8 protein-coding genes are annotated in these 12864 nt (G+C 44.7%); 3 read left to right on the top strand and 5 right to left on the bottom strand.

The features are described 5' to 3' along the window. Window positions 1-73: 73 nt before the first annotated feature. From ZYMOP_RS05030 to ZYMOP_RS05015, 4 genes are all read right to left on the bottom strand, one after another. A complete protein-coding gene (locus ZYMOP_RS05030; RefSeq protein ID WP_013934274.1) occupies window positions 74-985 on the bottom strand; it encodes a MurR/RpiR family transcriptional regulator in 912 nt (303 codons plus the stop codon). Between the two features lie 340 nt (window positions 986-1325). Continuing rightward, window positions 1326-2147 carry a DsbA family protein gene (locus ZYMOP_RS05025; protein WP_013934273.1) on the bottom strand — a complete coding sequence of 274 codons (822 nt, stop codon included), beginning with the start codon at window positions 2145-2147 and terminating at the stop codon, window positions 1326-1328. After that, window positions 2144-3505, bottom strand: coding sequence for a M48 family metalloprotease (locus ZYMOP_RS05020; protein ID WP_013934272.1), 1362 nt, complete (start codon window positions 3503-3505; stop codon window positions 2144-2146). Before ZYMOP_RS05020 ends, ZYMOP_RS05025 begins: the two co-directional genes overlap by 4 nt. 289 nt (window positions 3506-3794) lie before the next feature. Then, a complete protein-coding gene (locus tag ZYMOP_RS05015; RefSeq protein ID WP_013934271.1) occupies window positions 3795-6497 on the bottom strand; it encodes an Rne/Rng family ribonuclease in 2703 nt (900 codons plus the stop codon). A gap of 680 nt (window positions 6498-7177) precedes the next feature. Here ZYMOP_RS05015 and ZYMOP_RS05010 point away from each other — a divergent pair. The 3 genes from ZYMOP_RS05010 to prfB all read left to right on the top strand — a co-directional run bounded on the left by ZYMOP_RS05010 (window position 7178) and on the right by prfB (window position 12104). Further along, a complete protein-coding gene (locus ZYMOP_RS05010; RefSeq protein WP_307722258.1) occupies window positions 7178-8074 on the top strand; it encodes an N-acetylmuramoyl-L-alanine amidase family protein in 897 nt (298 codons plus the stop codon). A 190-nt stretch (window positions 8075-8264) separates the two neighbouring features. Then, a complete protein-coding gene (locus ZYMOP_RS05005) occupies window positions 8265-10856 on the top strand; it encodes a penicillin-binding protein 1A (protein ID WP_013934268.1) in 2592 nt (863 codons plus the stop codon). Window positions 10857-10976: 120 nt separating this feature from the next. Then, complete coding sequence (prfB, locus tag ZYMOP_RS05000) at window positions 10977-12104, top strand: peptide chain release factor 2 (RefSeq protein ID WP_013934267.1); 1128 nt, start codon at window positions 10977-10979, stop codon at window positions 12102-12104. A 54-nt stretch (window positions 12105-12158) separates the two neighbouring features. On the opposite strand, the gene lexA is transcribed toward prfB, so the two are convergent. Further along, window positions 12159-12821: a transcriptional repressor LexA gene (lexA, locus tag ZYMOP_RS04995; protein ID WP_013934266.1), complete on the bottom strand. Its 663-nt coding sequence runs from the start codon at window positions 12819-12821 to the stop codon at window positions 12159-12161. Between the last annotated feature and the right edge of the window lie 43 nt (window positions 12822-12864).

Genomic DNA, 12864 nt, shown 5'->3' with positions numbered 1-12864 from the left:
AATAGATGAAAGGCTATAAAAAAGGCAGTTTTTCTAAAAGAACGCTATCAAAAAATTCTGGAAAGAACAGATTTTAAGCAGGACGGGGAAAAAAATGTTTTGCCTTTGAACGCTGTTCTTCTTTTTGCATATCCTGTTGTCGCAAAATAACTTCTGGTCCCAATTTTTTTTCCAGTGAGACCGCCAGCAATTCTACCATGACCAGACAGGGCACGAGGGACTCATGAGACGCAAAAAGAGCAAAATCACAGGTCAACACGTGATGTGCCAGACGGGAAACAGGCGATAGTTTAGGACCTGTAATCAGAATAACAGTGGAGCGCTTCTGATGCGCCTGCTCTGCTAAGATCGCAATTTCTTCCTGATAGTGACAGATGTCAAATAGAAGTAAAATATCACGTCTTCCAGTATCAGAAAGCTGTTCATGCGGTTTAAAGGCATTTGTTTGGATTAAATGCGTTCGTGGCCGTAATTTATGGAGATGATACCAGAATAATTCTGCAATCGGGCTCGTAAAATAGCCACCGACAACATATAAATTACGAGAAACATCCGCTAAAAGCTCGGTGACCTCTTCCAGTTCACAGGCGTTGACGCGCTGTAACGTGCGGTGCATGCAATTTTCAAAAAAAGCATCTGCTTCTTTCAAAACCGAAGACATGGCCTGATTGTCGCTGATCTGATCGGCGATATGATCTGAATCATGGGGCGTGGTATAAATAAGCTTTTGATACAGCTCGGCACGCAAACAGGCCTGAAATTCAGGGAAACTAGTGAAGCCTAATTTGGAGACGAAGCGCAAAACCGTAGGGCCACTGACTTTAGCCTTAGCGCCTAGTTTTGCGACTGTCTCCAATCCGGCCATCAAGTCACTGGCAAATAATATCTGCGCAATCCTTCTTTCAGCCTGCGTAAAGTTTTCTGACGCCTGATGAATTAGAATAGCTAGATTGGATGTATCTTTTTTTACTTTATGTGCTTTCATGCGATGCTTGCAATATTTGTTAACATAAAAATCTTCGCAAATATAAAATAGTTTTTGCTTAAGAAATTCCTTCCATTTTAAAATATTGGTAACATTTTATTATTTAAATTAAAAGAGTTTAAAAAAGATATTTTATTGGTCTATTGTGTAAATAAGATTTCTTCTAAAAAAGATAATTTTATTTTTAGATATCAAATATCGTAAAAATAAATATTTATTATTTTCTGTTTTTTTAAAATTATATCATGTATCGATAAAGAGATATGTTCCCTCCTTTGAGGAGGGTTACAGTTTTTGACAAAGAATTTTCGAATACTCTTATGTAAAAATTGAGGTTAACTTAATTTTTAGAGAGTGTTCTTGCCTTATTTACAGCCTCTTTTAAACTATCATAGTCGATTACACCCGAAAAAACCTTATTTCCAATAATGAAAGCGGGTGTGCCGGACAGCCCAAATTCCCGCGCTAACATTATATTATGAGTAATCTCTTGTGTAATGGAGGCATTATTACTTTCTTTTTCTATTTCTGTAGCATTTAGTCCAAGCGCGTGCACAGCCTCCATGACAGCTTCACGCGAAAGCGGTCCATTACTATAAAGTTTATTATGAAAAGCGCCGAAATGTGAACCTGTTTGTGCTATTGCAAGGGCCGTTCTTGCGGCCATTTCGCTATCGGGGCCAAGAATGGGTAATTGTCGGATTACTAAACGAACGTTTTTATCTTCAGCCAATAATTTGTTTAAGTCACTGACCGCTTTTCGACAATATCCACAGCCATAATCAGAAAATTCGACAATAGTGACATCTCCTTTTTCAGCGCCTAGCCATGCGCTTCCAAAGGGCGTTTCAAGCGCCGTTTTATTCTCTGTAACAAGTTTGTTTATTTCCTTTTGCTGTAGCGCCTCCATTGCCTGAGGAATGATCTCAGGATGTTCAAGAATATAATGGCGAATGTTATTATCTGAATTAAACAAGGGTATTTTGCCAGTGAAGGCGCTGACTGTAGAAAGGGCAATAACAACCGCAGCCCCACCCACAGCGCCTGCTAATATCGAGCCCCATCTGTTTTTGGGGGAATCCTTGAGCGCATTTATAGTTTTATCATCATTATGGGGCTCTAAGGAGGCTTGAGCCTTAGGGGGGGCTGGTAAATCTGTCATTTTTTCTTTCTTTCCAAAGCGTGACGTGCGGTTATGGCAATATCATTCGCACGCCGCCAATCGGCAGTATTGGGATCAAGACCTTTTAACGCCATATCTGCAGCGTCCATCGCTAAGGTGGTTTGACCACTGAGACTGTAACGTTCAGCTGTGGCTAAATTTGCATGCGCTACATCCCCTTCCCGATCATAAATGGTTCCCAGAACAAACCATGCTAGGGGATTATCCTCTTCATGATCTACCGCTACGGTTAGAACATGTTTGGCTTCTGCATAATGTGCCGGATTTTCTGTTGCCATTAAAGCATGACCAAAGGAGGCCGCGATCAAAGGTGATTGAGATAATGCCGTGGCTTCTCTTAAGGGAGCCAATGCCTCATCGGGGTGGCCCGATTCCAGAAGAATCTGTCCTTTTATTTCAAGAAAATAGGGGTCCTTGGGTTTTAAAGTCAGCAGCTTTTGAACTTCGTCCATAGACTTATCAAAATAAGAAAGACGATGCCATGCATAAGCTCGTGCATAGAGATCTGGTATATTATGGGGATCATCGGGGTAATCTTTTAATACTTGATGTGGATCGGAAATATAACCGATCAATTTTGCCCTGACCCGTAGAAACTGTTGCTGCAAATCAGGATCAATAGGTCTGTTCCAAGCCGGTAAATTTTCAAGATCACCTTTTAGCATCATTTCACGATCTGCTGTCATCGGATGATCACTGGCGAAACTACCATCGGAATCTGACGACATTAAACGATGTTCTTCGCGGCGAATTTTATTAAAAAATTCAAGAATACCCCGCCCAGAAATATCGGATTTCCTAAGGAATTTGACGGCTGCAGCGTCTGCACTAGCTTCTTGTGTGCGCGTATAGGCTAGATAATGTTGAACGGCTACTTGGCTGCCAATGCCACCCAGCATCATGCCGAGAGGGCCTGCTACGGGGACAAGCGCGGATAAGGGGACTAAAACGACTTGTAAAATCATAGCAGCCAGCCCGATTTTACTTGCTTCACTTATTCCGGTGCTGTTGACGACATGTCCTGCCGTAACATGACCTAATTCATGGGCAACGACCCCTTGAATCTGATTGACATTATCCGCCACCATAAGGGTTCCAGAATTAATAAAGACCATTTGGCCACCGGCTACAAAGGCGTTGATTTCTGGATCATTGACAATCAGGATTTTAACATCCCCTGTCCTTAATCCGGTAGCGGCTACTAGCGGTGAAAGTGCCTTTTTTAAAAGCGCATCCGTTTCTGCATCTTGCAGTATTTCCTGCGCAAAGGCCGCCGAATGCAGGATCATCAGGCTGATAAGCAAAGAAGAGATCAAAAGCCAAAAGCGGCGTATCATGAAGAGAATATAACCTTAATATCAGGAAGATCGGACTGACTTTTATATAATAGGGTCGTATCGTGATAACGACTATAGGCCATAAAATATTTATGAAAATTTTTGCTGATATAGTTAAATCATTAATTTTAAATGTTTTTTTATAATTATCTGGACTTCATTTTACCCAAGTCTGGGCTTTTTAATAATAAAAAAATTGTCTGTTTACCGCTTTAATAAAGATAGAGGGATAAAAAAAGAGCAGGGGAAAACCCTGCTCTTTAAAAAAAGACGGTAGTCCGTTTGCCGTTTATTCTCCAAACGTACGTTGCCACCAGCCACGACGAGGAGCAGGCTTTTCACCTTCATCTGAAGATGTTGGTGTAGTCTCTTCGGCTTTTTTATCGGATGCTGTTTTAGGCTCTTCCGATGGGGTCGCCTCTTTTGAAACTTCCTCGGCCGGTTTTTCTTTTTTTACCGTTTCTATCGGTTTTTCTACCTCAGGAGAGGTCGTTTTTTCTGATGCTTTTTCGGTAGCATCAGACTTAACCTCTTCTTTTTCCTCAACGGAGACATCAACCTTTTTCGGTTCAGCCTTTTTACGACGTGACGTTGTCGTGCGTTTTCTTACGCGCTTGGGCTTTACCTCTTCGGCTTTATCTTCCTCTTCAGTTTTGCTTTCCGCTGTTGAGGTTTTGTCATCGGTAGCTTTTGGCGTAGCGATTCTAGCTTCTGATGTACCCTTTTCATCCATTTCAGAAGCACCCGTGGTTTCTTCCTCGGCTTTCTCGGCCTTTACCGGACGTGCTCTTGGACGACGCCTTGTTTTGCTGCGCGCTACGGGGGCTTCGGTAGCCTCTTCCTCTAAGACATCTGAAGTCTGCTGAGTAGGCACCTCAACTTCTGGTTCAAGATTAGGCTGATGATTTTCTTTTGGTAAATCATAGTCTGGTGCAAGATCAATCGGCTCGGCTTCAGTAGTTTCAGAAATGAATTCTGCCGTTTTTTCTATAGCTTCACCATTACGACGCCGGCCACCGCGCCGACCCCGCCGACTACGTCGATTCCGCCGATTATGCTCACTATCGTCATCATAGCCTGTTTCTTCCTCTGTTTCGGGAACAGAAGACGTAAATTCTTCAGGCTCTTCTTCAATATTTTCAGCTTTGAACGGGGGTTCAGAGCGTGCATATTCACGACGCGCCATATTTTGACGATGATTTTTTCTGAACGGTGCCTCTATAATTTCTTCGGCCTCGATCTCTTCAATCTCTTCGATTTCTTCCTCGATTTCCTCCTCATATTCATCGCTATCATCAGAAGAAAGCGTTGGAAGCGGTGGTGGTAACATTAAGCCATGGCTGGGAGGGGGGCCGGCAGATTCTACTGAAATCTGATTATTACCGCGTAAAGGATCACCATCAATCAAAACCGTAACACCATAGAGGGTTTCAATGGTACCCAGCTCTTTACGTTTACGATTCAAGACATAGATAGCCGAATCAAGGGACATCATGACATGAATTTGGCTCCCGTTACCACGAGAAGCTTCATCTTCAATCATGCGAAGCGCCATCAAGCCCGAAGAAGGTGTCGTCAGCATTAAGCCCGAACCCTGACAATGGGGGCAGGGGATTGTCGATGCTTCCAGCATACCGGTTCTTAGACGCTGTCGGCTCATTTCAAACAGACCAAAACTAGAAATATGGCCAATCTGAATCCGAGCACGGTCATGCTTTAAGGCATCTTTCATCGCCTTTTCGACCCGTCGGACATTCGCACTTGATTCCATATCGATGAAATCAATAACGATCAGGCCCGCCATATCCCGCAGCCGTAGCTGACGGGCAATTTCGGTGGCCGCTTCAAGATTGGTTGCCGTTGCCGTCTGTTCGATATTATGTTCGCGGGTTGATCGGCCAGAGTTAATATCGATTGATACCAACGCTTCGGTTGGATTAATGACAAGATAGCCGCCGGACTTTAATTGAACGATAGGCTGATACATAGCATTAAGCTGTTGCTCAACGCCAAAACGCTGAAATAAGGGGGCAGGGTCCGCATAAGGGCGTACTTTTCGGACGTGGCTTGGCATCAATAACCGCATGAAGTTACGCGCGGCCTGATAACCTTCACTCCCTTCCACCAGAATCTCATCGACTTCCCGACTGTAGATGTCGCGAATAGCCCGTTTGATCAGATCACTGTCCCCATAGATTAAGGCAGGGGCTTGAGAATAAAGCGTCTTTTCACGAATTTCATCCCATAATCGGGCAAGATAATCAAAGTCGCGCTTAATTTCGCTCTTAGTCCGCTGTAAACCTGCGGTACGGACGATACAGCCCATCGAACTTGGCAGATTTAATTCTGCCATAATCGCTTTTAATCTTTTGCGATCAGTTAAGTTGGAAATTTTACGCGAAATACCCCCACCATTGCTGGTATTGGGCATAAGTACACAGTAGCGCCCTGCTAAAGACAGATAGGTAGTAAGCGCAGCGCCTTTATTGCCGCGTTCTTCCTTAACAACTTGTACCAGCAACACTTGACGGCGACGGATAACATCTTGAATCCGGTAATGATGACGCCCAAAATGACGGCGGCGATTTCTTAAATTTTCGAAACTATCCTCGCTGGTATCATTTCTACTTGGCTCAGAATCCGCAGATTCATAGGTATCTTCATCGTCTTCCGTTTCTTGCTGACGATTTTGACGCGCCGAATATTCTTCTTCTTCCCGTAAAAGGGCTTCCCGATCTTCACGGGGGATTTGATAATAGTCAGGGTGAATTTCTGAAAAGGCCAGAAAACCCTGACGATTTCCGCCATAATCGACAAAAGCAGCCTGAAGCGATGGTTCGACGCGCGTCACCTTGGCTAAATAGATATTGCCTTTTAATTGACGGCGGCCTGCTGATTCAAAATCAAATTCTTCAATGCGGTTACCTTTGATGACGGCGACCCGAGTTTCTTCCCGGTGGCGGGCGTCGATCAACATTTTTGTGAGAGTCATTCAAAAATCTCCGGTCGCGCTGCACATCTGCCTAAAAGGCGAGAGGCGCGCGAATAATGAGGATATATATATAATATTAGAAGGATTTAACGTCGGCCTATTGGCCGACCATGAACGACAACGCCGATTTGCCGCGCGGCCATACCCGGCGCTGTTCAAAGCGCGGGGGAGACTGGCTGCAGCGGGCCATGCCTTTTCGGAAGGGGGCAGGCTTAAAACAGCGGCGTGCATCTATGCTTTCAATCCGGAAATAAAAAAGTGAATAGGGTTTCGTAAAATGTTTAAAAAATGAGAGGCAGAAGTCATGTCGGTTTTTAAGGACCAAATTTTTTCTGTTCTCTTCTTTGATTCGCTACCATCGCTTAACGATAGACGCAATGGTAGCTTTTTTACTACGTTGTTGGGCTTATCCTTTGTGGATGAGAATGATAGATATCAATAGTTTCACTATTAAAGATGTTTTTTTAAAAAATCGCTATTTTTCCCGCTAGTCATAACCCGAATAACAAAGGTAATCGGTTTAAATGGCGTACCGAAAACTGAAAAAAAACTTTCTTCGCCAAGAAGAAACTGTGATGGTTAAATATCTTTGCCTTCTAATAAGGCATCTTGGATATGAAAACTATAGAAAAAAAATATATCTTATCGGGATTTTTTTTCTGTTTTTTTCATGGAATGACTTGCTGCTTGCAAAAGGGACAACGACGTCTCAAGCGGTTAGAATTCCCCTTGCCCATGCCGTAACCTCTGACAAAATATCGCCTAAAATTTATAAGGGACGGGTATCAGGAAGACCCTTGGTCGTTATTGATCCCGGTCACGGGGGGCACGATCCCGGTTCTTCGTCACGGGATGGTCGGCTTCATGAAAAAAATGTTACGCTCGCCATTGCGCTTGCAGTTCGGAATGCCTTACGGGAATCGGGGCGTGTAAGCGTTGTTCTGACCCGTGAAGACGATCATTTTTTACCTTTGGTTAGTCGTCGGGAAATGAGTCGTCGCATGAAGGCCGATTTATTTATCTCGATCCATGCGGACAGTGCACCTTCGGGTAATCCACACGGGGCGACCATTTATACTTTATCCGAAATTGCGTCAGATAAGATTGCCGCTAATCTGGCAGCCAGAGAAAATCAGGCCGATCTGTCCGGTATTACGGATATTCAGACCCAGAATAATGATGTCAAATCTATCCTTTATGATTTGACTCGCCGTGAAACCATGAATGCTTCTGTGTCTTTTGCGTCGCTTCTGCAAAGAGAATTACAAGGTCGCATCCCGTTTCGTAGTCATTATCATCGCTTTGCGGGCTTTGTCGTTTTAAAAGCACCTGATGTGCCTTCTGTACTTATTGAAACCGGCTATATTTCTAACCCTGATGAGGCGGCGCAGCTTTTTTCTCGTTCTTACCGGCAGGCTATCGCCAGTGGTATCAGACGTGCCGTTGAAATTTATTTTGCACGTCGTTTGGCGCATCTGGCAGAATCTTCAAATTTTGAAAAGCCTAAGTCTGAGCGTAAATCATCAACAAGGAGTCTTGATTCGGTATTAAAAAACTTAAATAAACATAATGAATAAAATATATTTTAGATAATATTTTTTAACTAAGGTGAATGAACAGGCATGGCAGATATTCAATCTAGAAATGGAAATAATGATAAAGATTATCTTCATTCTGATCCATTTCTTTCTCTGTTTCATCCTGAGAATTTTTTATCTTACACTATAGCGGTAGCTATAAAAATTATGTTTAAGCAGAGGCTCTATAATGTCTAAATCCCTTATGCCAGAGGAGGGGTTAAACATAAAAAGCCGAAGATTGGGGGATGCGTCTTTTAAACGGGGCACTCGGCGTAAAATACTGAAGTCTCTTTTTGTCTTTTTCATTATGGGATGTTCTCTGGGTAGCTTTCTGTTCTGGCATTATTTTTTGAAAGATCTACCCTCTGTCGAGGTGTTAGCAGATTACCATTTACCGATGCCCGCCGTCGTCCGTGATATAAATGGTATGCCCTTTGGGCGGTTCATGCGAGAGCATCGAGAAAAATTAGGCTACGAAGATTTTCCGCCCGTTGTTATTCAGGCCTTTTTAGCGGCAGAAGATAAAACTTTTTTTTCCCATCATGGTATTGATGCTCCCGCTTTTCTAAAAGCGGTTTACGAATATTTTACCAAAATGGGAACGGGTGAACGGGCACATGGCGGTTCTACCATTACCCAACAGGTCGCCAAAAATATTCTGGTCGGTGACGAATATTCCCCTACCCGTAAGGTAAAAGAGGGTATTCTTGCCTTTCGTATCGAGCATCTATTAACGAAACGCCAAATTCTTGAAATATACCTCAATCAGATTTTTTTAGGGCGTAATGCCTATGGCGTTAGTGCTGCTGCGAAAGCGTATTTTGGGAAAAATCTAAAGGATTTAACGCTGCCTGAGGCGGCTTTCCTCGCTATTTTACCCAAAGCCCCCGCGAATTATATTCCAGAAAGACATGCCGAACGGGCATTGGGGCGACGGGCTTATGTTTTACAACAAATGCAGGCCAATGGCTACATTACAGCTTATCAACGTGATGAAGCTAATCGGACACCGTTAAGGGTGATCGAACATCATATTGAAGCAAAACCCCCTTCTAAGGGGGGCTATTTTCTGGAAGAAATCCGCCGTGAACTTATCAGCCGTTTTGGAGAAACGGCAGAAGAGAGTGATAATAACGTTTATTCTGGTGGCCTTTGGATAAGAAGTTCTTTTGATCCCGAGATTCAGGAATCTGCTGAAACAGCTTTACGGGATGGATTTGTGCGTTTTGAACGTGATCAGGGATGGAGCGGGCGTGTCGGGACCATTGATCCGGGGGAAGGATGGCAAGAACGCTTGATTTTGGCCAACGTCGGCACAGGCTATGCTGATTGGCAGGCTGTGGCCGTGCTAGAAAGGGAAAATGGTCGGGCTAAAATCGGCTTTAATGACGGTAGCGAAGATTACCTTTACCCTTGGGCGGCGACAATACCCCGTCATGATACCGTTATTCCTGCTTGGCGTTTTTTACATGCCGGCGATATTATTATCGTAAAAAAGATTGATAATTTTTGGGTTTTAAGAAGTCTGCCGAAAGTTTCCGGCGGTATGGTCGTCGAAAATCCGCATAATGGCCGGATATTGGCAATGCAAGGCGGCTTTGATTCTAAGAATGGAGACTTTAATCGAGCTACGCAAGCAGAACGTCAGCCCGGTTCAACTTTTAAACCCTTTGTTTATGCGGCGGCTTTGGATCATGGCATGACCCCTGCCTCTATTATTGTGGATGGTCCTTTTTGTGTGTATCAGTCTGCCCGTTTAGGCATGAAATGCTTTCGTAACTTTTCTGGGGGATATTCCGGCCCGCAGACTATGCGTTGGGGGGTGGAGCAGTCCCGAAATTTGATGACTGTTCGTGCGGCAGCGCAAACAGGCATGGTTCATGTTGTAAAAATGGCTGAAAACGCTGGCATTAATCCCCCGGGACATCCTTATCCGCCGGTTTTGGGTATCGCATTAGGCGCTGGGAATACTACGGTTATGCGCTTGACCAATGGTTATTCGATGATTGCTAATCAGGGGCGGCGGCTTCAACCTACCTTGATTGATTATGTGCAAGATCGAAATGGTAAGGTTATTTTTAAGTCAGATAATCGCCCTTGTCCCAACTGTAATATGTCAGAATGGGACGGAAGCCCGATGCCCCGTCCCAAAGCCTTATCAGAACAAGCGATCAATCCGGTTACGGCTTATCAGATGTTGCATATTCTGGAAGGTGTTGTTCAGCGCGGAACTGCCGCTATTCTCCGCGATTTAGGCCGACCTATGTTTGGCAAAACGGGTACCTCTACAGGCCCGACCAATGTTTGGTTTGTCGGTGGTTCGGCGGATATGGTTGCAGGGCTTTATGTGGGTTATGATCGTCCTCATTCCATGGGGCATAGTGCCCAAGGCGGCACGGTAGCTGCACCTATTTTTAAACAATTCGCTCAAAAAACTATGGCGAATATGCCCGTTCGACCTTTTCCTATTGCGCCGAACGTCCATATGGTGAAAATTGATCGCTATTCTGGATTGCGGATTTATGGTTCACCCCCGTTTAATCCTGAAGATCCGATGAGTCCGATTATCTGGGAAGCGTTTAAGGCAGATAATGAACCTAAGCGTAGTTTTTATCGTTCGGCTGTGATGGCCCCAGCGCCCAGCGCCAATAATTCATCTTCTGCTGCTCCGGTCACTTCACTCTCAACCGATCATGCTGTAACACCGCCTGAAAATGGGATACTGCCTTCTTCACCCGCCGTCCAAAAACCAAATGACAGTGGTAGCTTGCAGAAGTAAGGCAGAATCTATTAGAAGCCTTGCTGGTTATCTGAATTTCATCTGATCAGTCATTTATGTATTGTTTTGGCCTCACTGTTTTAAACAGAAGGGCTTTTTCTGAAATAGAAAGGGATGATTATGCGCGCCGAAGCGCAAGCCCATGTCGACCATATCCAAGAATCTTTGGCGCTCCTTAGGCGCTTTCTCGACTGGGATCGGGCGTTAAGGCGGCTGGATGAATTAAATGCGCGCGTCGAAGATCCACATTTATGGGATGATGCTCGTGCGGCTCAAGAAGTGATGCGAGAACGGGGGCGATTGGATGAATCCATCGCTGCTACCCGGGCTATCGAGCGGGAACTTCAGGAAAATATTGACCTGATCGAAATGGCCGAGGCCGAAGAAGAAGAAGACATGGTTAAGGATGCTATTGCCGCCTTAGCCCATTTGGCTGAACGCGCTAATCGTGACAAAGTGAAGGCACTTCTGTCTGGTGAAGCCGATAGTAACGATACCTATATCGAAGTTAATGCTGGCGCCGGAGGCACTGAAAGTCAAGACTGGGCTGAGATGCTGAGCCGGATGTATCAACGCTGGGCAGAGCGCGAAGGTTTTCGTGTTGAATTGGTCGATTATCATGCGGGGGAACAAGCTGGTATTAAATCCGCTACTCTTTTGATAAAAGGCGAAAGCGCCTATGGTTATGCCAAGACAGAAAACGGTGTCCATCGTTTGGTGAGAATTTCTCCTTTCGACAGCAATGCAAGACGGCATACCAGCTTTGCCTCCGTCGCCGTTTATCCAGTAGTGGATGACGATATTGATATTGAAGTGCTGGATAAGGACTTGAAAATAGATACCTATCGCTCTTCGGGGGCAGGGGGGCAGCATGTGAACACCACCGATTCAGCGGTGCGTATAACGCATATGCCAACAGGTATTGTCGTTGCATGCCAGAATCAGCGTTCTCAGCATAAAAATCGTGCAGAAGCGATGAAGCAATTAAAAGCGCGGCTCTATGAACGGGAGCTACAGATTAGAGAGGCAGAAGCCAGCGCAGGGTATGCGGCCAAAAGTGAAATTGGTTGGGGACATCAGATCCGCTCTTATGTTTTACAGCCCTATCAGCTCGTCAAAGATCTTCGGACAGGTATTACTTCGACAGCGCCGTCTGATGTTTTGGATGGTAATTTAGAAGATTTTATTGCCGCTGCATTAGCACAAAGAATTACTGGCGAAACTGTCGAAGTCGAGGATGTTGAGTAAGAGAACAAAATCCCTTTCGTCGTAGTTTTAAATTATTTTATTAGGTAGGAAAACTTAATAGCGGCGCAACAATCCTACCAAACGTCCTTGGATACCTATCCGGCTGGCATCATAACGCATCGGCGCATAAGCGCGGTTTGCAGGATCCAGCCGGATCATACGGCCTTCACGATGAAAATATTTTAAAGTGGCATCGCTGTTATCAATCAGGGCAACGATTATTTCCCCTTCATGGGCCTCGTCCGTTTGACGGATAAGGATAAAATCCCCATCAAAAATTCCCGCTTCGACCATGGAATCACCAGCGACTTCTAAGGCGTAATGATCCCCATTTCCAAGAAGCGCAGGCGGTACCGATAAGGTTGATTGCCCTTCTAAGGCTTCTATGGGTAAACCTGCCGCTATTCGTCCGTGTAAAGGGAGTTCGACGACATCATTATGCGCTTTAGGTAGCGAAAAATTTTCCCGGACTTTTTTTTCCTGTTGATTGGAATCTGTCCGGTTTTCCGGCAATCGAATAACTTCCAACGCCCTTGCACGATTAGGTAAGCGCCGAATGAAACCGCGTTCTTCCAAAGCTTTGATAAGCCGATGAATCCCTGATTTCGATTTCAAATCGAGGGCAAGTTTCATTTCTTCAAAAGAAGGTGAGATACCTGAAACGCGGAGCCGGTTGTGAATGAAAAGAAGCAAATCATGTTGCTTGCGCGTCAGCATAGCCGCAATCTTCCGTCAAAGGCCCGCCGTTAACAGGGGGCGT

The sequence above is a fragment of the Zymomonas mobilis subsp. pomaceae ATCC 29192 genome, from assembly GCF_000218875.1.
GTDB lineage: Bacteria > Pseudomonadota > Alphaproteobacteria > Sphingomonadales > Sphingomonadaceae > Zymomonas > Zymomonas pomaceae.
The sequence above is the reverse complement of the archived record's forward strand: the minus strand, read 5'-3'. Positions and strand labels throughout refer to the sequence as shown.

Coding starts and splice junctions, on each gene's coding strand:
- ZYMOP_RS05030 (WP_013934274.1), bottom strand. CDS start 985: ATGAAAGCACATAAAGTAAAAAAAGATACATCCAATCTAGCTATTCTA.
- ZYMOP_RS05025 (WP_013934273.1), bottom strand. CDS start 2,147: ATGACAGATTTACCAGCCCCCCCTAAGGCTCAAGCCTCCTTAGAGCCC.
- ZYMOP_RS05020 (WP_013934272.1), bottom strand. CDS start 3,505: ATGATACGCCGCTTTTGGCTTTTGATCTCTTCTTTGCTTATCAGCCTG.
- ZYMOP_RS05015 (WP_013934271.1), bottom strand. CDS start 6,497: ATGACTCTCACAAAAATGTTGATCGACGCCCGCCACCGGGAAGAAACT.
- ZYMOP_RS05005 (WP_013934268.1), top strand. CDS start 8,265: ATGTCTAAATCCCTTATGCCAGAGGAGGGGTTAAACATAAAAAGCCGA.
- prfB (WP_013934267.1), top strand. CDS start 10,977: ATGCGCGCCGAAGCGCAAGCCCATGTCGACCATATCCAAGAATCTTTG.
- lexA (WP_013934266.1), bottom strand. CDS start 12,821: ATGCTGACGCGCAAGCAACATGATTTGCTTCTTTTCATTCACAACCGG.